The organism is Candidatus Symbiobacter mobilis CR (assembly GCF_000477435.1).
GTDB classification, from domain to species: Bacteria; Pseudomonadota; Gammaproteobacteria; order Burkholderiales; family Burkholderiaceae_C; genus Rhodoferax; species Rhodoferax mobilis.
The window spans coordinates 2,103,207-2,125,083 of the sequence record NC_022576.1 but is presented as its reverse complement, the minus strand read 5'-3'; the positions used below and the strand labels follow the sequence as shown (position 1 = coordinate 2,125,083).

Here is a 21,877-nt window from a genome sequence, read left to right as displayed (position 1 = left end):
GGGGCTGCTATGGAATGGCTACGGCGCGGCTTGGGGGCCGGTTTCTACACGGGCCACACCACGCCGTGCTCGTTGAGAATGGCATCGAGCGGCTGGTCGTGGGGTTCGGGGTAGAAGTCGGGCAGGAAGCCCGAGGCAAAACCTACCCCCACGGTGTAGGGCCGTGGGGAAAGCGTGGCCAGCGTTCGGTCGTAAAACCCGCCGCCGTAGCCTAGGCGATACCCCCCGGCGGCGTACCCCACGCAGGGAACGAACAGCAAGGTCGGGATGATTTGGTCGGTATCCTTCGGCTTGGGGATGCCAAAAGCGTCTTCCTGCATCGGGCAGCCGGGGTACCAATCGTGAAAGCGCAGCGTTTTGTGCGCGGAATCGACGACGGGCAGGCCGATCTTGCGGCGCTGCGGGTATTCGAGCAGCTCGCCGTCTTCCTTCCACCGATGCAGTGCAGGCAGGGGGTCGAATTCCCCACGAATAGGCCAGTAGGCGCCAACGGAGGTGTCTGGTCGCGCAAGCAGCCAGACCCGAAGCACTTGCTGGAGCATCGCCACGCGCTCCATCCGATCCGGCATGTGGGTTCGGTACGCCAACAGCCGTTTGCGCAGCGATTTTTTGTCTTCCCCATCAGAGTGAGCTGGAGTACCGTGGCCACTATCCATACCACCATCCATAATTTGATCCATGCAATGGAAGGCTCTGTGCGCAGGCATCGCCGTCGTCGGCGCTCTATGCATCCCCCCGGCGGGGGCACAACCGTCGGCGGATGCGGTGATCGTGCGCATGCACGAGGCGTTTCAGAAGAACGATAGCACCACTTTGCAGGCGCTGCTTCCGCAAGCACGGGGGCATTTGCTTGCGCCATGGGCTGCATACTGGGCGCTGCGTGTCCGCCTCGACACCGCCAGCGATGCCGAAGTCGCCACATTCTTGCGCAGCCACGCCGGAACGTACCACGAAGACCGCTTGCGCAACGACTGGTTGCTGGTGCTGGGGCAACGGCGGGATTGGCCCCGTTTCACGCAGATGCTGGCCGGGTACCGGATGCACGACGACCCCGCAGTGCGTTGCTACACCCTGGCGCGGGACTTGCTGACCACTGCCATCCCCAATGCCGAGGAAGTGCGTTCCCTCTGGTTTGCGCTGAAAGCCCCGGACGACGCCTGCGCCCTGGCTGCCCAGAGCCACCTTGCCGCAGGGCACCTGACTGCCGACGACGTGTGGGAAAAAGCCCGCATCGCCGCGCAAGGCGGACATCTGCGCACAGCGAAGCAGGCGGTGGAGATGGTCGCGCCCGCAGCGATGCTCTTGGCCGACGAGGCGCTGGAGCGGCCTGAACGTTTCTTGCATTCGCTGCCACGCAGGGATGTCCTGTCGCGCGAGCTGGCCACGCTGGCGCTCCTCCGGCTGGCAACGCAATTCCCCCATCGCGCCGCAGCGGAACTGGCGCGCCGATGGGGCCGCTACCTCTACGAGCCGCAACGCGCATGGGTATGGGGGGCGATTGGCAGACAAGCGATGCTCGATCGCAGCGGCGGCGCCCTGGATTACTTTCGCTACGCCCGCCCTGAGCGGCAAACCGACGACCACTTGGCATGGCGGGTGCGTGCCGCGCTATGCCAAAGTCATTGGAGCGAGGTGCGCCGCAGCATCGAAGCCATGCGACCGGATGTCGCCGCGCAGCCCGTATGGGTGTACTGGTATGCACGCTCGCTGCTGCAACCCGGCGCCCTGCCTTCGCAGCGCAAAAAGGCGCATGCTGCATTGCAGCGTATTGCCAGCACCGGGGGCTTTTATGAAATGCTCGCGCTCGAAGAGCTGGGCCAGCTCATCGCCCCACCACCACGCCCAGCCCCCCTCACTGCCGAAGAGCGACGGCAGGCCCGATCCAACCCCGGGTTGCAGCGTGCGCTGGCTGCCATCGCCGTGGGGTTGCGCGCCATCGGGATTCGCGAATGGAACTACACGACGAGCCTGCACACCCCCGGCGGCATGGACGACCGATCCCTGCTCGCCGCAGCGGAATTGGCATGCCAAAAACAAATGTGGGATCGCTGCATCCACACCAGTGAACGCGCCCGCAAAGACATCGACATCAGCTTGCGCTACCCCATGCCGTACCGTGAAGCCATCGTCCGCCCCAGCACGATGGCGGGCCTCGACCCTGCTTTCGTGCTGGGGCTGATCCGTCAGGAAAGCCGATTCCTCGTCGATGCAAGCTCCGGCGTGGGGGCGACGGGGCTGATGCAGCTTATGCCCCGCACAGCACGGTGGATGGCAGCGGATGTAGGCATGGCAGGTTTTGCGCCGGAACAGTTGACCGATACGGACGTGAATCTCCGTCTGGGAACTGCATACCTGCGGCACCTCGTCGATGGCTTTGCAGGCGCATTGCCCATGGCAACGGCCGCGTACAACGCCGGCCCCGCCCGGCCCCGTCAATGGCGCTGCGGGCCTGCCGCTATCGATAGCGCGGCGTGGATCGAGTCCATCCCCTTTGGCGAAACCCGCGACTACGTCAAAAAAGTGCTGGCCAACGCGACGATGTATGCCGCATTGCTGACTGGCCAACCCCAGTCCCTGCGCAGCCGGTTGACATCAAGCAACGCAGTCGGCAAGCTGCCAGAAGGGCTGCCCTGATCCCGCTCCGACCACCCTTTTTTCCTCTTGTACCACTGTCTCCGTAGCGCCCGATTTCGCTCCCTACAATCCATGCGAGTGCATTCTCGGGCTGCCTTGTGCGCCGCCAGCCCCCCCACATCTTGGGGGTTTTCGTCTTTTTTCCTCCCCTATCATGACTAGTCCTCGTGTACCTTCGTGGCGGAGTTCGCGTCTGGGTATGGCGGCCGTGCTGGGCACCTTTGCCTTGACGGCATTCGCCGAACCGGACTCCTTGCCTGCGGAATCTTCCCGTTTGCAGATTTCCGGCTACCTGTCCCTGGTCGGTGGCAGGGTGTGGGACGGCGTTCCCGACGTATACGGAACCGCGCAAATGCTCGATGCCACCTGTCCTTGCTACATCGCGGACTGGGGCAACGCTGGCGTTTATGGGCGCGATTTCTCGATTACCCCCGAGAGTCGTATCGGATTGCAAGGCACCTATACGTTGACGGATACCGCGAGTGTGACAGCGCAAATCGTCAGCCGGGGCACCGACGAGCGCCCCACGCTGACGTGGGCGTATGCCAGCGTCAAGCTCTCTGATGCCTTCGAGGTACAAGCCGGGCGCAAGAGGATCCCGCTGTATTACTACTCGGACTTTCAGGACATCGGCCTGTCATACCCCTGGATCACGCCGCCACCCGAGTTGTATGGATGGGAAGCCACCAATTACAACGGCGCGAGCGTGCGCTATGAAGGCAATGTCCAGGGTACCGACGTGCGTGCCAGCCTCTTTGCGGGGCAGGAAAAGGTCGATGATTCGTTGTACTACGAGTTGCTCGGTTATATGGATGGATATCAAGGTCCTACCACCGTGAAGTGGAAAAACCTCGTTGGCGCGGACGCCGAATTCAGCAGAGGCCCACTCGTCGCACGCCTGGTCACGATGCAATCCGATATCCATATCGATAACACCGCTGACCCCGACGACCCGTGGGAAGAACAGCAAAGACTGCGTGCGCACGGCATTGCGGTCAATCTCGATTTCGACAGTTGGTTCGTGCTCTCCGAGTTCACCAAACTCACCCGCGACTACCCGCAGGACGGCTATACCGTCAGTGCTCCGGCCAAAACCATCGGTGCAGGGTACCGATGGGGCGCGTGGACACCCTTCTTGAACTACGCCAAGTTCACCGAGGAAAGCTCGGATATCGAGTTGTACCCACCCACCGGATACAAACGGACCTCGCTGACCCTGCGCTACGACTTGCGCCCAGGCAACGCGATCAAGGTGCAGTGGGACAAAAATACCGACATCACCAAAAATTACGGTGGGGATGGCAAAGTGTTGCGCATCGCCTATGACTTGGTGTTCTGAAGGAAGCCGCCTCATGAAACAACATATTCTGGCCACCGTTGCGCTGGCTTTGTGGGCGCAAACCTCGGTGGCGCAAGTCGCCGTCGTCGTCGGCGCGGGCAGCCCGGCTACTTCGTTGACCCTCGAACAAGCCGCCAGCCTATTCCTGGGCAAATCCGGGCAGCTCCCAGGGTTTGGCACGGCCCTGCTCTTGGATCTGCCGGATTCCTCGTCGGCGCGGGAGCATTTCTACACCAAGGTCACGGGCAAATCCGCAGCGCAAATCAAGGCAGCTTGGTCCAGGCTGATGTTCTCCGGCAAAGCCACTCCGCCCAAAGAGGTGGCGAACTCCGCAGCGGTCAAAAAAGCCGTTGCCGCCCATCCTGGCACAGTCGGGTATATCGAAAAAAGCCAGGTGGATTCTTCGGTCAAGGTGCTGTTGGCAGTCGATTGACCCACGTAGGCTACGGCGCGGGCTATTGGCCTGTTCCCCGCAGCCTGCAAGCGCCTTCCAGGCTCTACAGGAGTAGCCATGAAATTCCGTTCGAAGATGTGGGCGCTCCCCGCGAGCGTCGGCGTTGCACTTGCAGTGGGGTTGGCGCTGAGCCTGACCGTGGGGGTGCGCAACAACCGCAACCTGGAATTGCTCCGCACGGTCGAAACACCGTACCTGGAGTACCTCTTCGAAGCGGAGCGCGGGGTACACCAGCTCCAGGCCGACTTTCAGGCCGCTGCCTCCGAGGGCGAGGCCGAACGCCTGCGCGACGCCCAGGCCAGCGCAGATGCCGTGCGCAACGCGCTGACCCGTGCGCGCCAGCTTGACGGCAAGGGGCAGCCTGCCGAGGCGCTGGTTGCAGCCTTCGATGCCTACCATTCCGCAGCGTTGGCGGCGACGCAAGCGATGCTGGAACACCGCATCGGCCCCGAGCTTGTCGAGCGCATGAACAACGCGCAAAAAGAGCTGGCGGTCCAGACCCAACGTTCCCGCGAGGAAGCGCACCGCACCCTCGAAGCCCGTTTCCAGAACGTCGCGCAAGCGCAGCGGGACGCGCTGACCATCAGCACGGTGCTGGGGGTATTGATCGTCGTGGGGCTGGGGCTAGGGTCGCGTGCCATCATTACCTCGGTGTGGAATGATTTGGGCGCTGAGCCGTCTGACGCAGCAGCAGCGGTACAGCGTGTTGGCAGCGGGGATCTCAGCGTGCATATCGACGTTGTGTCCCAGGACACGTCCAGCCTGATCGCCTACATCGCGCACATGCAGGACAACCTGTCTGATGTGGTCACCCACATCCGGACAGGTGCGGAAACCATGGCCGACGCCACCACGCGCATTGCCTCCGAAAACATCGATCTCTCCACCCGTACCGAAGAACAGGCCACCGCACTCAAGCAAACGGCCCGCTTGATGGAAGAACTGGCCACGACGGTGCGGAGCAACTACGAAGGTGGCCTCAACGCCAACGCCATCGTTGGTTCGGCGCGGGATACGGCCTTGCAGGGTGGAACCGTCGTCAAGCAGGTGGTACAGACGATGGAGTCGATCAATGCCTCGTCCAAGAAGATCGGCGACATCATCGGCGTGATCGATGGCATCGCTTTCCAGACCAACATCCTCGCCCTGAATGCTGCCGTCGAGGCCGCGCGCGCCGGGGAGCAAGGGCGCGGTTTTGCCGTTGTCGCCAGCGAGGTGCGCAACCTGGCCAGCCGCGCTGCCGCAGCCGCCAAAGAAATCAAGGCGCTCATCGTGTCGTCGGTCGATAGCGTCGATGCAGGCTACCAGCTCGTCGAGCAGGCGGGCAGCACGATGGATCAGATCGTCGACGGCGTGCGGCGCGCTGCGGACATCATGGGCGAAATCACTGCGGAAAGCGCACACCAATCCGAAGAAATCGAGCGGATCAAACAATCGATCTTCCAGATGGATCAGGTGACGCGCCAGAACGCAGAACTGGTCGTCAAAGCCGCCGACGCAGCGCAGTCCTTGCAACAACAGGCCAACGCCATGGTGGAAGCCGTCAGCGTATTCAAGGTCGCATCCGCATCCTGGCCGGCCTTGGGGCGCTGAGAAACGGTACGCCAAGATAGTGCGGCCATGGCGCTAAGCCCCGCGCAGCTTCCTGATCATCTGGCTGGCGGGCTGCGCAGCCTGTACACCGTTGTGGGGGACGACCCCTTGCTGGTCCAGGAGTGCATGGACTCTCTGCGCGCAGCAGCCCGTGCGCAAGGAGCTGCGGAGCGCGAGCGCTACGTCAGCACCGACCCGCGCTTCGACTGGAGCGCAGTCTGGATGGCGCTACACAGCGTGGGGTTGTTCGCGCCCAAAAAGATTCTGGAGCTGCACGTCCCCAACGGCAAACCCGGCAAGGAAGGCAGCACAGCCCTGCAACGCCTGGCACAGGATGCCTTGCGCAGCGATACGGCGACGACCCTTGTCGCCCTGCCCCGGCTCGACAAGGCATCGCGTGGTTCGTCGTGGTTCGCCGCGCTGGAAAAAGGGGTGACGATCGACGTCCCGCCGGTGGATCGTGCGCAATTGCCCAAGTGGATCGCCCAACGCCTGCGCCAGCAGGGGCAGCGCGTCCCCGCCGGGGCCGAAGGGCAGCGCGTGCTGGATTTCTTTGCCGACAGGGTCGAAGGCAACTTGCTCGCCGCGCACCAGGAAATCCAGAAACTCGCGCTGCTGTACCCGCAAGGCGAGCTTGGATACGAACAGATCGCCGAGGCCGTGCTCGACGTTGCCCGCTACCACGTCTTTCAGCTTCCCGAAGCCGTGCTCGCCGCCGATGCCCAGCGCGTGCAGCGCGTGCTCGACGCACTGCAAGGGGAGGGAGAAGCCGTCGTCCTCGTGCTCTTCACCTTGGCCGAGGACTTGCGTGCGCTCTGGCGAGTGAAAGAGGCCACGCTCGCTGGCAAGGCGCTGGCTGCTGCGCTGCAAGAACACCGCATCTGGTACCAGAAAGCCCGCGCCTTCGAGCAGCTTATTCCCCGCCTGCGTCGAGAAGATTTGGGGCACCTCGTGCAAGCCGCGCACCAGGTCGATGGCATCACCAAGGGGCTGCGCCACCCCGATTGGCCCGAAGACCCCTGGCAAGCGGTGCTACAGCTTGCGCTGCGGGCGTGCAAGGTACTGGGGCGGCCGTCTTAAAACTGCAACCCCGCTGGCGGCGCGACAGAAGGGGTGGCTGGAGTAGGTTGCGCGGGTTCGGCGTCACGAGCCGGTACGGGCACCTTGGGGGGGACGAGCGCAACGGGCGCCGGGTTGCTGTACCCGGGCGGGAGCTGGGACTCTTGCGGATAGCCCGCAGCGTCGATGTTCTGCACCCACTCGGCCTCGGAAAACCCCCGAAGGTGCTGTGCCCCGACGGTCAGCATCGGAATCGAGACGCTGCCAAAAAGCTGGCGCAGCATCTTGGCGTCTTCCGGCGACTGCACGAGCTTTTCGGAAAACGGCACGCCGCGCTGCTGCAACCATGCCCGCCCACCGTCGCAAGGGACACAGCCTTTGGTGGTGTACAGCGTCACGGGGTACTGGCTGACCGCTTGGCGTAATGCAAACGGCATCCCGGTGGTCGTCACGGCATCGCTTGCCGCAGCCCCCCGGATGTCCAGCGGCTGGGCGTTGTCGGTATCTGCAGGCGGTTTGTCCGAAAACACCACCCTGCCTTTGGCATCGACGCTGCGGTAGATCGTCTGCGCCCCGGCTGGGTACGCGCTGCATACGGCGGCGACGAGGGCGCAGCACCACAGCCCCCTAGCCCAAGGCGCCACCATGCGATGCGGTGGCAACGGTAGGGATGTATATCGATCCATGGCAATCACTCCTTGTATTCCTTGTTCCCCAACCCACGGTGCCGTAGCAGGGCATCGATGCGTGGCGCACGACCGCGAAAGGCCTGGAAAGACTCCATCGCCGGTCGGCTCCCCCCCACTTCCAGAATCTCCTGGCGGAAGCGCAGCCCGGTTCGTCGATCCAGCTCCCCGTCGGGAGACGCCGTTTCCTCGAAGGCGGCGTAGGCATCGCTGCTCAGCACCTCGGCCCACAAATAACTGTAGTAGCCCGCGCTGTACCCGCCGGAGAAAATGTGGCTGAATGTGTGCGCAGGCCGCGCCCATGGCGGCGAAGGCAGCACGGCTACCTCGTCGCGTACTTGCTGCAACAGGGCCTGTACCTCCGCCGGGGGTGGGGTTTGCGCATGGAGCAGCATGTCAAACAGCGCGTATTCCACCTGTCGCAGAAGCTGCAACCCGCTGTGGAAATGGCGTGCGGCGACCATCTTGTCGAACAGCGTGCGAGGCAGGGGTTCGCCCGTATCGACGTGCGCGCTCATTCGTGACAGCACGTTCCACTCCCAACCAAAGTGTTCGAGGAACTGGCTGGGCAACTCGACGGCATCCCATTCCACCCCCTGGATGCCTGCGACCTCGACCTCATCGACCTGGGTGAGCAGATGGTGCAGCGTATGGCCAAACTCGTGAAACAGGGTCAGCACATCTTCGTGCGTCAGCAATGCCGGTTTGCCATCCGCCCCGGTGGAAAAATTGCACACCAGGTACGCAATCGGCAACTGCTGCCGGTCTGCACGGAACCAGCGGTTTTGGTACTCGTCCATCCAAGCACCGCCGCGCTTACCGTTGCGCGCCGTCGTATCGAGGTAAAAGCGCCCTAGCTCCGTGGCAGGAGATGTATCGGTAGCCAGGCGCGAGACGCGAAAACAGCGCACGTCCTCATGCCAGACTGGGGCATCGTGTGGCTCGATACCGATGTCGAACAAGGCACGCGCCAAGCCAAACAGCCCGTCGAGCACCCTGGGCAACGGGAAGTAGGGTTTGACCTCCTGCTCGCTGTACGCATAGCGGGATTGCCGCAGCCGCTCGCCAAGGTATGTCCAATCCCAAGCCTCGGGGTGATCGCAACCCAGTTGCTGCGCGGCGAACTGGCGCAGTGCCCGCACGTCGCGGCGCGCATAGGGGCGGGCCTTGCGAGCCAGGTCACGCAAAAAGGCCAGCACGTCCTGGGGCGAATCGGCCATTTTGGGAACGAGCGAGACCTCGGCAAAGCTGGAGTACCGCAGCAGCCGGGCTTCCTCCTGCCGCAAGCGCAGTAGATCGGCGATGACGGGGGTGTTGTCCCAGCGGCACCCTGCTTCGGCCGCCTGTTCCGAAGCGCGTGTCGTGTAGGCGCGGTACAGGCGCTCGCGCAGCGAACGGCTGTGTGCAAACTGCATCACCGGCATGTAGCACGGCGCTTTCAGCGTTAGCTTGTACCCCGGCTGGCCTTCGGCCTGGGCCTGCTCCCGCGCCTGTGCGATGACGTCTGTGGGCAAACCAGCGACCTCGTCCTCCGTCGCGAAGTACGCAAAGGCTTCGGTGGCGTCGAGCACGTTTTCGCTGAAAGTCTGGCTGGCCTGCGCCATGCATTCCTGCAACTGCAAGAAGCGTTCGCGCTCTTCCCCCTGGAGCTGCGCCCCGCCCAGAACGAAGTCCCGCAGGGCATTGCGCAGCGCACGCAGGGTCTCTCGCCCCAGCCCTTCCTGCGGAATCGCCTGGTACTTGGCATACAGGCGCGTATCGCTGGCCAGACGCGCAAAAAACTCCGTGATCCGGGGCAGCACCACATGCACCACAGCGCGCCATTCCGCGCTATCGCACACACTCTTGAGGTGCCCCACCACCCCCCATGCGCGGGAAAGCCGCTCGACGGCAACGCCCAACACGCTGGCCATGGCATCCCAGTCTGGAGCAAAGTCCGGCGCGGCCACTTGCTCCAGCGCAGCCTGCGCCTGGTCGATCAGCGCCGTGATCGCAGGTTCGATATGTGCGGGAAGGACGGCGGGAAAGTCGGGACGGTCGTCAAGGTGCAGCAGGGGGTTGTGGGCAGCAGGCATAGGGGTGGCAAGAGGTAGGAGGATCTCATCCAAAACGGGGGATCGTACGAAAAACTTGCAGACAGTCCCGATAGGGGCTGCAATATGCACATTCCTTGGCCAACATGGCTCGGCCCACGCGCCTTGGGCTATCCCTGCCGACCGCCATTGCGGTTGTCGCCGCTCCTACTGGGTGCAACCGCCACACACACCCGATTTCGTCCCTGGGCCTTGGCTTGGTATAAGGCTTGGTCAGCCTGCCGTAGCAAATCGTCGGGGGTGTTGGGGGCGCCAACGGCCGCGCTCACCACCCCGAGGCTGGCGGTGACGCAGTCTGCGACCTGCGAGCGTGCATGCGGCAGGGCACGCGCCGCGATGCCCTGGCGAATTTGTTCGGCCACTTTGCTGGCGCCAGCGGGTTCCGTTCCCGGCAGGATGCAGGCAAATTCCTCCCCACCGTAGCGTGCGGCCAGATCGGTGGGGCGTTTGGTGGCCTCGGCCAGCACCTGGGCCACTTGCCGCAGGCATTCGTCCCCTTGCTGGTGGCCGTAGTGGTCGTTGTACAGCTTGAAAAAATCCACGTCGAGCAGGATCAGCGACAGCGCAGCGCCGGTGCGAGCATGACGTTCGCATTCGGCAGCCAACGTCAAGTCGAACTGCCGACGGTTGGCGATGCCTGTCAGCGCGTCGGTGTTGCTCAGTGCTTCCAGTTTCTCGTTGGAGTCTGCCAGGGCTTGGTTGGCAAGCTCCACTTCTTCGAATGCCTGCTGGGTGCGCTCGTGGTGTTCGCGCAGTTGCTCGACCATCCGGTTGAGCGAATGCATCAGCCGGTCTCCGTCGGATCGGGGCGTGGCATGTGCAGCCAGGTTGCCTGCGGCGATGGTTTCCGCCAGGGCAACAGTGTCCGCACTGGCGTGGAGCAACTCGTCGAGGGCACGATCCATTTGGCGCACCTCGACGAACGCTGCGCGTTCCACAGCACCCACCGGTTCGAGTTCCCCGCGTGCCAGGCGCTCCATCGCATGCACCATCCTGCGAATTGGCGTGGAGATGGCCTGACTGAATCGCGCCGCTTCTGTAGCCGCTAGCAGCCCGAAGAGGATGACCGCCCCGGCAATGCTCAGCAACATCGTTCGCATGGACTGCTGTTCGGTGCCACGGGATCGCAGCACCGCCACCGAGGCCACGGGACCCTCCTCGTTGCCGACGTCGATATGGCTTTCGTAGTAGGCATTGCTGGCCACCGTGCGGGCAACGACTGGCTGGATAGGCTGGGTGTTGACGAAGGTACCGAAGGAAACCCGGTCTACGACGGAATGCAACGGGTGTGCAAAGTGCGTGTAGGGATGGAGCGTTCCCAGTACCCAACGGCCATCGACATAGGCATTGATGTCGGTGCGGCTCATAGCCGCGATGCGCTGGATGTCTGAAGCGCCCCATGCCAGGGACAGAAGGAGCAAACCGTTGGGGGGGTCTGCGCGCCCGGGTTCTTGGTCGACGGGAGAGAAGTAGTCGAACCCGGAGGGCACCCCGTGTACCGGGGCACGGTATTCGATCGCAGGGCGCCGATGCAGCAGCGCGAACCGTTCCTGCGCGGGGGCCGCAATGGCATGCACCGGCAAGCCTGGCGCCACAAAGTCGGGCAAGGGCGTCGTGTCTAGCCGTTGCAAGGCATCCCCCCGGCTGAAGCGCTCTTCTGCCAAAACGGTGCGGGCGACGCCGCTGCCAACGAGCACTGTTTTTTTGCGCTGCACCAGCAACATGCCGGGCTGCCACTCGGGAAGGTGCAGGTACACCGTTTTGTGCGGGGTATCGTCGGCCACGTAGAGCAGAAGCAGCCTGCCAAGGTCGTCATAGACGGCAATGTGCAACCCTTCCCGGCCCAGTGCGTCGGCCAAGTCATAGAGGTGATCCGCCAGCGGGGCGGTCTGTGCGACGACGGACTGGATCCAAGCCAGGCGCTGCGCTGGATGCGGCGATAGCGGTTTTTGGCGCGCTGCCCGCACCTTGTCGAGCGCTGCGCGAATCGGGTAATTGCGCTTTTCCACCTCGCGCGCCATTTCCCGCTGCTTTTGTTGCATGGTGTCCGCCAGCAAGGCAAAGGCCGCTTCGATCGAGAGTTGCGTGCGTTGCTTGACGTCGTGGGCAAAGATCGCGTAAAACACGCCGGACAAGGACAACACCGACAGGCCGAGCAGCAGCCCGACCCGCATCAGGATAGTGCGGCGCAACGTCACGACCGGGCCAATCGGAACTATTCGAGAGCTTGGTACACCAATCGGGAAATCTGCTCGGAGATTTCCCACGCGGGTTTCGGGGGCAGCACGGTTTGCAGCACAACGATCAGCAGGTTGCGGTCGAAATTCAGGTCCAGGTTCTTGCCTCCCAACCCCAGCACGCTGACCGAACCAGGATCGCGAAAACTGCCCTTGCCGTTGAGGAAGCAGCCCAGGCCGTAGCGCTCGTACCCCTGCTGAAAAAAGTGAAACTTGTCTACCCCTGGCAAATCGCCGACCTGGTTGGTATGGATTTCCTGGACGGATTCTGGCTTCAGGATACGCACACCGCCGTATTCCCCGCCGTTGAGCAACATCTGCCCGAGCCGGAAATAGTCGGCAGTCGTCGAATACACGCCGACCCCCGCAGAATAGAGCTTTCTGTTGCGGTGGGCGTGGGGGCTGACTTTGCCGGTCAGTCGCTGACCGTCACTTTCCCAGGACACAGAAGTGCGACCGATTTTGTCGGTGGGGGGGTAGAAGAAGCTGTCGCGCATCCCCAGCGGACCGAAGATGTGCCGCTGGTAGTAGTCTGCCAGCGACAGGCCCGAGACCACCTCCACCACCCGTCCGGCCACATCGGTGCTGAGGCCATAACCGAATTCTGTTCCTGGATGAAACAGCAGGGGAACTGTGGCAAGGCGGCGGGTGTTTTCCGCCAAGTCGAAGTCGGGATCCCCCGCGCCGATGTCCACGCCTGCGGGGATGAAGTCTTCGTCCCAGTAGCCGACGATGCCCGAAGTCATCGATAGCAATTGGCGAACGGTGATGAGGCTGCGCGCCGGTTCCAGCCGGTAAGGCGTGGGCGAACCTGGGGGCAGCTTGACCTTGACCTGGGGGTGGGCAAATTCTGGAAGGTATTGGGAAACGGGGTCGTCAAGCCGGAGCCTGCCCTGCTCCACCAACTGCATGACCGCAATGCCAACGATGATCTTGCTGCTGGAGTACATCAAAAAGATCGTGTCCGTGGTCATCGGAACGCCGAGGTTGGCGTGGCCGAAAGCCTTGTGGTAGACCACCTTGCCATTCTTGGCGACAAGCACCGTCGTGCCGGGGACGATGCGGTCGGCGATGGCCTGGTTCACTAGCGCGTCAATGCGCGCCAAACCCGATGCAGAAAGGCCGACTTGTTTCGGTGCGGCGGTGGGCAGGCCCGTGGAACCGGGCGCTTGTGAGCCTTGGCAGGCGACAAGCAGCGCCACGACGATTCCCCCAACCCCCAGGCGTATCCAGCAAGGCCCACAACGCAAGATGCAAGAGAGGGATACAGGTCGTGCCATGGCGTTCCTTGCAAGGTATGTCGTGGGTGGGGAAAGAGAGGGTGCATTATGGAAGCGTGGCATGTCCCCGTTTGGTACGAGCGACGGCAGTCGCGATGCACCGATGTCGGCCGTGCTCACAGTCGACCAGTACACGCACTCGGTATGCATCTCCCTTCCCCTTCTGCCTGACGCCAGGGCGCAAGCATAAAATCCAAGGCATCGCAGCGCAAAGGCCCCGTCACGTCGGGCCTTTTTTTTGCGCTGCGTTTTTCTTTTTTCTTGCCCGTGCTTGCTTGCTGGGCAATTCCCCTTTCCCTTTTTTTCCCTATCAGGAGGTTTGCATGAGGATATTGATCGTCGGTGGTGTGGCGGGGGGTGCTTCCGCTGCGGCGCGAGCTAGAAGGTTGTCGGAGGATGCCGAAATCGTTCTGTTCGAGCGCGGGGAGTACATCTCCTTTGCCAATTGCGGGCTGCCGTACCACATCGGCGGCGTGATTGCCGACCGCCAGCGCCTGTTGGTGCAAACCCCTGAAGCGATGCGCGCGCGGTTCCGCATCGACGTGCGCACCCGCACCGAGGTGCTCCAGATCGATCGCGCTGGCAAATTCGTGCTCACCCGTGACCTGGCCACGGGAACCGAGCGTCGGGAACCCTACGACTTTCTGATCCTTAGCCCCGGCGCAGAACCTGTGCGCCCACCGCTGCCCGGCGTCAACCTGCCCCGCGTGCTGACGCTGAAAAACATGGCCGACATGGACGCCATCAAAGCCAAGCTCGACGGCGGCGGGGTACGCAAAGTCGCCGTCATCGGAGCGGGCTATGTGGGGCTGGAAATGGCCGAAGCCCTGCGTGAGCGCAAGCTCGACGTGACGCTGATCGAACTGCGCAAGCAGGTGATGGAGCCGGTAGACCCGGAAATGGCGGCGTTCCTGCACCAGGAACTCGCCTTGCATAGGGTCGATCTGCGCCTGGGCACGGCTGTCAAAGGTTTTGCGGACGAGGGCAATGCCCTGCGCGTCGAGCTGGGTACCGGCGAATCCTTGCAGTTCGACCTGGCGATTCTTGTCGTCGGCGTCAAGCCCGAATCACGGCTGGCCGTTGTCGCCGGGCTGCCAGTCGGCCAGCGTGGCGGGATCGTCGTCGATGACACCATGCGCACCGCCGATCCTGCTATTTACGCGGTCGGCGACGTGGTCGAAGTCACCGACTTTGTCACCCAACAGCCTACGATCATCCCGCTGGCCGGCCCAGCCAACCGCCAAGGCCGCATCGCTGCAGACAACATTTTTGGCAGGCACTCGGTCTACAAAAGCACCCAGGGCACCGCAGTCTGCAAAATTTTTGGCCTGACGGTCGCGATGACCGGGGTCAATGAGAAGCAGCTTGCGGAAAAGTCCATCCCCTGCGAAAAGGTCTACATCCACCCTGCCAGCCACGCCAGCTACTACCCAGGCGCTTCGCAAATCAGCCTCAAGCTCCTGTTTGACCCCGCCAAGGGAACCATTCTGGGCGCCCAAGCCATCGGTCGGCAAGGCGTGGAAAAGCGCATCGACGTGCTGGCCGTGGCGATGCGCGCCAAACTGAGCGTGCGGGACTTGCAGGATCTCGAACTGTGCTACGCCCCCCCCTATGGGTCGGCCAAGGACCCCGTCAACTATCTGGGCTTCGTCGCCACCAACGTGCTCGACGGTTCCTGTGGGGTTTGCCATGTCGAGGAAGTCACCCGTCCGAAGCCAGATCAAGGGCTGCTTGACGTGCGCGACCCTGCCGAAGTCGAACTGGGGATGATCCCCGGCGCGATACATATTCCACTCAACGACTTGCGTTCGCGTATGAGCGAGCTGGCCAAGGACAAGGAATGGCTCGTGTACTGCAAGGTGGGGCTGCGTGGGTATTTGGCGTGCCGCATCTTGTTGCAACACGGGTTCCGCTGCCGGAACCTGTCCGGCGGGTACCTGACGTACGAAGCCAAGCTCGGGCTATTCGCCAAACCCGAGCATACGGAAGCCGAGTTGGTCGATGACTCCGGCGCGCAGCAAGCGCCCCAACCGCTGGAATCGAATGTTCCCGCAGTGCGCATTGATGCCTGCGGCTTGCAATGCCCCGGCCCGATCCTGCGCATCAAGCAGACCATCGACACGCTGCAACCCCGCCAAGTGCTCGAAATCACCGCGACGGATCCGGGTTTCCCCGGCGACGTGCGCTCCTGGTGCAAGGTCACTGGCAACGAGCTGCTGAGCTTGCAAGCCCAAGCTGCCGGAACGACCGCAGTGATCCGCAAACAGGGGCAAGCCGCTCCGGCGCCTGCCGCGCTGCCTTCGGGGGGATCGGGCAAGACGATCATCGTCTTTAGCAGCGATTTCGACAAGGTCATGGCCGCATTCGTCATCGCCACGGGAGCAGCGGCGATGGGAAGCCCGGTCACGCTGTTCTTCACCTTCTGGGGGCTGAATGCCCTGCGTCGCAAAGAATGCGTGAAGGTCTCCAAAAACTTCGTCGAGCGCATGTTCGGCTGGATGATGCCCCGTGGCACCGACAAGCTCGTCCTTTCCAAAATGAATATGTGCGGTGCTGGAACGAGCATGATCAAGGCCATCATGCAGCGCAAGAATGTGTCTTCGCTCCCCGAGCTGGTCAAGATCGCGCAGGAATCGGGCGTGCGCCTTGTCGCTTGCACGATGTCGATGGATCTGATGGGAATCAAGCAGGAAGAGCTGATCGACGGCGTCGAATTCGGTGGCGTGGCGATGTACCTCGAACAAGCCGACCGTTCGAACGTCAATCTGTTCGTTTGATCGATCGTCGGGTTGCTGCCGGGATGGGGCTGAAATGGGTTCTACGTATCCAGATTCTCGGAATCAAGGCTGTCGCCGAGGGATTTTTTCCCTATCGCTGGGTGTTTTTTGAGATACACCAGCAGCAGCGAGATGGCCGCCGGAGTCACCCCGGACAACCGCGACGCCTGCCCCAAGGTGCGCGGCTTGTGCTTGTGCAGAATCTGCCGTACCTCAATGCTCAGCGATGCAATGCCCATGTAGTCGAGATCGGGCGGCAATTCGAGGTGCTCGTGGTGCGCGGCGCGTGCGATGTCCCCTTGTTGGCGCTGGATGTACCCGGCGTACTTTGCCTCGATTTCGACCTGTTCCTGCGCTGCCACCATCTCGCGCGATGTTTCACGGGAAACATCGCTGGCAAACTTGCCACCTGCCATGGTCATGAGGCCCTCGTAATGCACATCGGGCCTGCGTAGCAGATCGGCCAAGTTGTATTCATGCTCCAGCGCACGCCCGAATATCCGGGCTGCCTCTTCCGCATCCAGGTTGTGCGGGCCTACCCAGGTGGAACGCAGTCGCTCCGTTTCACGTGAAACGGCGTCACGCTTGCGGCAAAACGCATCCCAGCGCTGATCGTCGACCAATCCGAGCTTGCGCCCGGTTTCGGTGAGGCGCAAATCGGCGTTGTCCTCGCGCAGTTGCAGTCGAAATTCCGCACGGCTGGTAAACATGCGGTACGGTTCGGTCACGCCACGGGTAATCAGGTCGTCGATCATCACGCCAAGATAGGCTTCGTTGCGCGCCGGGGTCCAACTGTCCCCCGTCCACGCGCACCGTGCGCCAGAACGAAGCGCTGCATTGACCCCAGCGTATAAGCCTTGCGCTGCGGCCTCCTCGTAGCCCGTCGTTCCATTGATCTGGCCTGCGAAAAACAATCCGGCGATTTGGCGGGTCTCGAACGTGCTGTGGAGCGCACGCGGGTCGTAGTAGTCGTACTCGATGGCATAGCCGCTGCGCAGGATGTACGCGCTTTCCAGCCCAGGCAGGCTGCGCACCAGGGCGAGCTGAATATCGAAGGGAAGACTGGTGCTGATTCCGTTCGGGTAGTACTCAGTTGTTGTCAGCCCTTCGGGTTCGAGGAAGATTTGGTGGCTGTCCTTGTCGGCAAACCGGTGAATCTTGTCTTCGATACTGGGGCAATACCGGGGGCCGATGCCTTCGATCTTGCCTCGGAACAACGGGCTGCGATCCAGACCACTGCGAATGATGTCGTGCGTGCGCTCGTTGGTATGGGTGATCCAGCACGGCACTTGCTGCGGGTGCATCTGTGGCGTGCCCAAAAAACTGAATACCGGCATCCCGCCATGCAACCCGCCGGGCATCCCATCCCCCGGCTGTGCGGTACATCGGGAAAAGTCAATCGTCCTAGCATCAATGCGCGGGGGGGTGCCCGTTTTGAGCCTGCCCTGTGGAAGCTGCAACTCCATCAGACGCGCTGCCAGCGCCGTCGAAGAGACATCCCCCGCACGGCCAGCGGGGCAATGCTGAAGGCCAATGTGGATCAATCCGTTCAAAAAGGTACCCGCAGTCAGCACGACAGTCGTGGCAGCAAAGCGAATGCCCATCTGCGTGACCACGCCCGTAACGCGGTCTCCCTGCACCAGAATGTCATCGACAGCCTGCTGGAACAGACACAACCCGGGCTGGTTCTCGATCCTGGTGCGAATCGCCGCGCGGTACAGCAGCCGATCCGCTTGGGCACGTGTGGCACGCACTGCGTAGCCCTTGCTCGAATTGAGGATGCGGAACTGGATGCCGCTTTCGTCGGTGGCCAGCGCCATCGCGCCACCCAGCGCATCGACTTCCTTGACCAAATGCCCCTTGCCGATGCCCCCGATCGACGGGTTGCAGCTCATCTGACCCAGGGTTTCGACCTGGTGCGTCAACAGCAGCGTTTTGCACCCCATCCGCGCCGCCGCCAACGCAGCCTCCGTCCCGGCGTGCCCTCCACCAACGACGATGACATCGAAATGGTCTGGATACAGCATGGGTAACTCCGGTGGTGGGTGAGGGACAGCGTCGTGATACCCGCTGGCTGTACGGCTTTGTATGGCCTGCGTGGATAGGCCTAGCCAAGACAATTGTGCGGAAGTCCTGGATGGGGCAGAAGCGTCGATTGTGTCCCCACAAATCGGAAAAGCCGCAGAAAAACCCAGCCCTCAGGCACGGCAGAGAACGTATATGCTCAGGCCTTCTCGCCCAGTATTGGCTATCGGCGCGGGCCTTGTGGCCGCTCGTCAGCTCGGTTCCGGTTTCGTATGACCTCCCCTACTTCCCCTACTTCTCCACGTTCTTTTGACGTGCTCATCGTCGGCAGTGGTTTGGCTGGACTCAGCGCCGCACTGCTTTTGCCCCGTACTTGCTCGGTCGCCGTGCTCACCAAAAGCCATCGCTGCGATGGTTCGAGTTGCTGGGCGCAGGGAGGTATTGCCGCCGTTTGGGATCAAAACGACAGCTTCGACGCCCACGTGCAAGACACGCTGATCGCCGGTGCAGGGTTGTGTGACCCCACCGTCACCCGTTTTGTCGTCGAGCACGCCCCCCATGCCATCGGTTGGCTCCAAAAAATGGGGGTATCTTTTTCGGAACACGATGGCAAGTTGCACCTGGGCCGGGAGGGTGGGCATAGCGCACGGCGCATCGTCCATGTCACGGACGCCACAGGCGCCGCCGTCCAGCGGTCGCTGATGCAGGCCGTGCTCGAAGCGCCCAACATCACGCTGTGCGAGCAACATACCCTGGTCGATCTGATTACGACGCGCAAGCTGGGTTTGCCCGGCAAGCGTTGCCTTGGGCTGTACGCGCTGGATAACGCCACGGGCCAGGTGCTGACCTTCGCAGCGAGCCATACGATCTTGGCCACGGGGGGGCTGGGCAAGGTGTACCTCTACACCACCAACCCTGATACCGCGACGGGCGACGGCATCGCAGCCGCGTACCGCGCAGGCTGCCGGGTCCAGAACATGGAGTTCATCCAGTTCCACCCGACTTGCCTTTACCACCCCCACGCCAAATCGTTTCTGATCAGCGAAGCCGTTCGCGGGGAAGGGGGGAAATTGCTATTGCCCGATGGCACGCGGTTCATGCCTCGTCACGACCCGCGTGCAGAGCTGGCTCCCCGGGACATCGTTGCGCGTGCGATCGACTTCGAGATGAAAAAAGGCGGTCACGACTGCGTCTACCTCGACATCAGCCACCAGAGCGAAGCATTCCTGATCGAGCACTTCCCCACCATCCACCAACGGTGCCTGGAACTGGGCATCGACATCGCCAAACAGCCGATTCCCGTCGTTCCCGCTGCGCACTATGCATGCGGCGGGGTAGCCACCGACCTCGACGGCAAAACGCCTCTGCAGGGCCTGTACGCCATTGGAGAAATGGCATGTACCGGCCTGCATGGGGCCAACCGCCTTGCCAGCAACTCCCTGGTCGAATGCATGGTTTTTGCGCAGGCTGCGGTGGAACACATCGTCCGCCAAGGCAACCGGCCCGTTCCCGCGCTGCCGGCCTGGGATGTCAGCCAGGTCAGCGATGCAGACGAGGCCGTGATCCTTTCGCACAACTGGGACGAATTGCGCCGTTTCATGTGGGACTACGTTGGCATCGTCCGCACGAACAAGCGGCTCGATCGCGCCCAACACCGCATCGCCCTGTTGCGCAGTGAAATCCACGAGTACTACGCGCACTGTCCCATCACGCGCGATTTGCTGGAAGTGCGCAACCTCGTTCTCGTCGCGGAGCTGATCGTTCGCAGCGCGCAGCAGCGCCACGAAAGCCGGGGGCTGCATTGCAGCCGGGACTACCCCGATCTGCTGCCCGAGGCGCGCCCCACCATCTTGGCCCCTCGCCGTTAGCCGATGTAGCCGATGACCCCAACCATGCCTTCCAACGACTGCGCAGGGCTGCATACAGGGCTAGGGCCACACATAGGGCAACGTGCAGAGCAGCGCAAACCCTTCACCCTGCCCCGCCTGCGCGAGATGCATACGCGGCGGGAAGCCATCGCCATGCTTACGGCCTACGACGCCACGTTCGCAGCCGTGGCCGACGCAGCGGGGGTCGACGCCATCCTTGTCGGCGATTCGCTGGGAATGGTCTGCCAAGGCCACCCCAGCACGGTACCCGTGCGGATGGATGCGATGTGCTACCACGTCGAATGCGTTGCACGCGGGCTGGCCCGCACGAGCGGTACGGCCATGGTGATCGCAGACTTGCCTTATGGCTCGTACCACGAATCTCCCTCGCAAGCGCTGCGCAACGCCGTGGCCCTGATGCAGGCCGGCGCGCACATGGTCAAGCTGGAAGGGGGAGGGTGGACGACGGACACTGTACGTTGCCTGACCGAGCGGGGCATCCCCGTCTGCGCGCACCTCGGGCTGACGCCGCAAAGCGTCCACGCCCTGGGGGGCTACCGCGTGCAAGGCAACACGGCTGACGATGCATCCAGGCTGCGCACGCACGCCGTGGCCTTGCAAGAGGCTGGCGCCGCCATGCTGGTGTTGGAGATGGTGCGGGCGCAGGTGGCTGCGGACATCACCGCAGCGTTGGCCCATTGCCCAACGATTGGCATTGGCTCCGGGCGCGGCACCGCCGGGCAGGTGCTGGTGTTGCACGATGTGCTGGGGGTCGGGCTGGGCCGTACACCACGCTTCGTGCGCAACTTTCTGGCCGAAGGCGGCGGCATCGAGGCTGCGCTGCGGTCGTATGTGTGCGCCGTCAAAGACGGCAGTTTCCCCGACGACAGCTTGCATGCCTGGTAGGCACAGGTCGTCCGCGCGTTCTTTCCGTTCTTTCGCTTCCATGCTTATCGTCCAGACCATCGCTGCACTTCGGCAGCATCTCGCAGCGTTTCACCGACCCGCCTTCGTCCCGACGATGGGCAATTTGCACGAGGGCCATCTTGCGCTGGTACAGCGTGCCTGTGTGCTGGGCGACGTGACCGTGGCCAGCCTCTTCGTCAACCGGCTGCAATTCCTCCCGCACGAAGATTTCGACACCTATCCACGCACCCCGCAAGAAGACTACGAAGCGCTGGAGCGCGAGGGTTGCGATGTCGTCTTCGCCCCTGCGGAAGCGGAGCTGTACCCCGTTCCGCAAACGTACAAGGTGCATCCACCCGCCGCACTGGCAGACATCCTGGAAGGGCATTTCCGCCCAGGGTTTTTCGTGGGGGTCAGCACGGTGCTGCTCAAGCTGTTCGGGATCGTTCGCCCGGCAGTCGCCGTATTCGGGGATAAGGACTACCAGCAACTGCTCGTCGTTCGCCAGCTCGTTGCGCAGTTTGCCTTGCCCATCGACGTAGTCGGCCACCCGACTGTGCGCAGCAAGGACGGGCTGGCGCTGTCCTCGCGCAACCGCTATCTCGATGCCGCCGAGCGGGTGGAGGCCGTGCAGCTCTCCCAAACGCTGCGGACGATGGCCCAGGCGCTGCGCGACGGTGCGCAGGATGTCCCCAGCCTCGAAACCCAGGCAACCCAGGCCATGCAGGCGCGTGGATGGAGCGTGGACTATCTGTGCATACGCCGCAGTGCTGATTTGCAGGAACCCACCCCACAAGACCTGGCCACCCCCATCGCAGCAGACCGACTGATCGTGCTCGGCGCTGCCAGATTGGGACGTACCAGATTGATCGACAACCTACTGGTAGGAGAGTTGGGTGGATGCGCCGAGGCCCCATAGAGCACCG

The 21,877-nt window shown here is 62.8% G+C and carries 15 protein-coding genes; 9 read left to right on the top strand and 6 right to left on the bottom strand.

The window, feature by feature from the left end; all coding sequences use genetic code 11:
* Nucleotides 1-44: 44 nt before the first annotated feature.
* A complete protein-coding gene (locus tag CENROD_RS08705; protein WP_051360447.1) occupies nucleotides 45-656 on the bottom strand; it encodes a 5-formyltetrahydrofolate cyclo-ligase in 612 nt (203 codons plus the stop codon).
* 22 nt (nucleotides 657-678) lie between these two features.
* Between CENROD_RS08705 and CENROD_RS08700 the strand changes: the two genes are divergently transcribed.
* The 5 genes from CENROD_RS08700 to holA all read left to right on the top strand — a co-directional run bounded on the left by CENROD_RS08700 (nucleotide 679) and on the right by holA (nucleotide 7,100).
* Nucleotides 679-2,634: a lytic transglycosylase domain-containing protein gene (locus CENROD_RS08700; protein ID WP_022774681.1), complete on the top strand. Its 1,956-nt coding sequence runs from the start codon at nucleotides 679-681 to the stop codon at nucleotides 2,632-2,634.
* Between the two features lie 154 nt (nucleotides 2,635-2,788).
* A complete protein-coding gene (locus tag CENROD_RS08695; protein WP_151194608.1) occupies nucleotides 2,789-3,973 on the top strand; it encodes a hypothetical protein in 1,185 nt (394 codons plus the stop codon).
* A 13-nt stretch (nucleotides 3,974-3,986) separates the two neighbouring features.
* The gene (locus tag CENROD_RS08690; RefSeq protein WP_022774675.1) at nucleotides 3,987-4,406 is read left to right on the top strand and encodes a hypothetical protein; all 420 of its coding nucleotides are present in this window, start codon (nucleotides 3,987-3,989) and stop codon (nucleotides 4,404-4,406) included.
* A gap of 78 nt (nucleotides 4,407-4,484) precedes the next feature.
* Nucleotides 4,485-6,020, top strand: a complete 1,536-nt coding sequence (locus CENROD_RS08685) for a methyl-accepting chemotaxis protein (protein WP_022774672.1) — start codon at nucleotides 4,485-4,487, stop codon at nucleotides 6,018-6,020.
* 27 nt (nucleotides 6,021-6,047) lie between these two features.
* Nucleotides 6,048-7,100, top strand: coding sequence for a DNA polymerase III subunit delta (gene holA, locus CENROD_RS08680; RefSeq protein WP_022774669.1), 1,053 nt, complete (start codon nucleotides 6,048-6,050; stop codon nucleotides 7,098-7,100).
* Here the strand turns inward: holA and CENROD_RS08675 are convergent.
* The 4 genes from CENROD_RS08675 to CENROD_RS08660 form a co-directional block, all read right to left on the bottom strand.
* A complete protein-coding gene (locus CENROD_RS08675) occupies nucleotides 7,097-7,765 on the bottom strand; it encodes a glutaredoxin family protein (RefSeq protein ID WP_022774666.1) in 669 nt (222 codons plus the stop codon). The two genes, holA and CENROD_RS08675, sit on opposite strands and share 4 nt — an antisense overlap.
* 5 nt (nucleotides 7,766-7,770) lie before the next feature.
* Nucleotides 7,771-9,840: a M3 family metallopeptidase gene (locus CENROD_RS08670; RefSeq protein WP_022774663.1), complete on the bottom strand. Its 2,070-nt coding sequence runs from the start codon at nucleotides 9,838-9,840 to the stop codon at nucleotides 7,771-7,773.
* A gap of 128 nt (nucleotides 9,841-9,968) precedes the next feature.
* On the bottom strand, nucleotides 9,969-12,056 hold the full coding sequence (locus tag CENROD_RS14100; RefSeq protein ID WP_202961144.1) for a GGDEF domain-containing protein: 2,088 nt from the start codon (nucleotides 12,054-12,056) through the stop codon (nucleotides 9,969-9,971).
* 17 nt (nucleotides 12,057-12,073) lie between these two features.
* Nucleotides 12,074-13,375: a serine hydrolase domain-containing protein gene (locus tag CENROD_RS08660; RefSeq protein ID WP_187292293.1), complete on the bottom strand. Its 1,302-nt coding sequence runs from the start codon at nucleotides 13,373-13,375 to the stop codon at nucleotides 12,074-12,076.
* Nucleotides 13,376-13,698: 323 nt separating this feature from the next.
* On the opposite strand from CENROD_RS08660, the gene CENROD_RS08650 reads away from it, so the two are divergent.
* A complete protein-coding gene (locus tag CENROD_RS08650) occupies nucleotides 13,699-16,152 on the top strand; it encodes a DsrE/DsrF/DrsH-like family protein (RefSeq protein WP_022774649.1) in 2,454 nt (817 codons plus the stop codon).
* Nucleotides 16,153-16,193: 41 nt separating this feature from the next.
* Here the strand turns inward: CENROD_RS08650 and mnmG are convergent, their stop codons facing one another.
* On the bottom strand, nucleotides 16,194-18,179 hold the full coding sequence (mnmG, locus tag CENROD_RS08645; protein WP_022774645.1) for a tRNA uridine-5-carboxymethylaminomethyl(34) synthesis enzyme MnmG: 1,986 nt from the start codon (nucleotides 18,177-18,179) through the stop codon (nucleotides 16,194-16,196).
* Between the two features lie 270 nt (nucleotides 18,180-18,449).
* Here mnmG and nadB point away from each other — a divergent pair, with 270 nt between their 5' ends.
* The 3 genes from nadB to panC are packed head-to-tail and all read left to right on the top strand — an operon-like array spanning nucleotide 18,450 to nucleotide 21,870.
* Nucleotides 18,450-20,045 (top strand): L-aspartate oxidase, encoded by a 1,596-nt coding sequence (gene nadB, locus CENROD_RS08640; RefSeq protein ID WP_022774641.1) that lies wholly within the window; start codon nucleotides 18,450-18,452, stop codon nucleotides 20,043-20,045.
* 24 nt (nucleotides 20,046-20,069) lie between these two features.
* Nucleotides 20,070-20,951 (top strand): 3-methyl-2-oxobutanoate hydroxymethyltransferase, encoded by an 882-nt coding sequence (gene panB, locus CENROD_RS08635; RefSeq protein WP_022774639.1) that lies wholly within the window; start codon nucleotides 20,070-20,072, stop codon nucleotides 20,949-20,951.
* Nucleotides 20,952-20,991: 40 nt separating this feature from the next.
* Entirely contained in the window at nucleotides 20,992-21,870 is an 879-nt protein-coding gene (gene panC, locus CENROD_RS08630; RefSeq protein WP_022774638.1) for a pantoate--beta-alanine ligase, read from the top strand.
* Nucleotides 21,871-21,877: the final 7 nt, after the last annotated feature.

Excerpts from the sequence above, each read along its gene's own strand:
- CENROD_RS08685 (WP_022774672.1), top strand. The coding sequence starts at position 4,485 with ATGAAATTCCGTTCGAAGATGTGGGCGCTCCCCGCGAGCGTCGGCGTT.
- panC (WP_022774638.1), top strand. The coding sequence starts at position 20,992 with ATGCTTATCGTCCAGACCATCGCTGCACTTCGGCAGCATCTCGCAGCG.
- CENROD_RS08705 (WP_051360447.1), bottom strand. The coding sequence starts at position 656 with ATGGATAGTGGCCACGGTACTCCAGCTCACTCTGATGGGGAAGACAAA.
- panB (WP_022774639.1), top strand. The coding sequence starts at position 20,070 with ATGCCTTCCAACGACTGCGCAGGGCTGCATACAGGGCTAGGGCCACAC.
- mnmG (WP_022774645.1), bottom strand. The coding sequence starts at position 18,179 with ATGCTGTATCCAGACCATTTCGATGTCATCGTCGTTGGTGGAGGGCAC.
- CENROD_RS08670 (WP_022774663.1), bottom strand. The coding sequence starts at position 9,840 with ATGCCTGCTGCCCACAACCCCCTGCTGCACCTTGACGACCGTCCCGAC.
- holA (WP_022774669.1), top strand. The coding sequence starts at position 6,048 with ATGGCGCTAAGCCCCGCGCAGCTTCCTGATCATCTGGCTGGCGGGCTG.
- CENROD_RS08650 (WP_022774649.1), top strand. The coding sequence starts at position 13,699 with ATGAGGATATTGATCGTCGGTGGTGTGGCGGGGGGTGCTTCCGCTGCG.
- CENROD_RS08675 (WP_022774666.1), bottom strand. The coding sequence starts at position 7,765 with ATGGATCGATATACATCCCTACCGTTGCCACCGCATCGCATGGTGGCG.
- CENROD_RS08695 (WP_151194608.1), top strand. The coding sequence starts at position 2,789 with ATGACTAGTCCTCGTGTACCTTCGTGGCGGAGTTCGCGTCTGGGTATG.
- nadB (WP_022774641.1), top strand. The coding sequence starts at position 18,450 with ATGACCTCCCCTACTTCCCCTACTTCTCCACGTTCTTTTGACGTGCTC.
- CENROD_RS08690 (WP_022774675.1), top strand. The coding sequence starts at position 3,987 with ATGAAACAACATATTCTGGCCACCGTTGCGCTGGCTTTGTGGGCGCAA.
- CENROD_RS08700 (WP_022774681.1), top strand. The coding sequence starts at position 679 with ATGCAATGGAAGGCTCTGTGCGCAGGCATCGCCGTCGTCGGCGCTCTA.
- CENROD_RS08660 (WP_187292293.1), bottom strand. The coding sequence starts at position 13,375 with ATGGCACGACCTGTATCCCTCTCTTGCATCTTGCGTTGTGGGCCTTGC.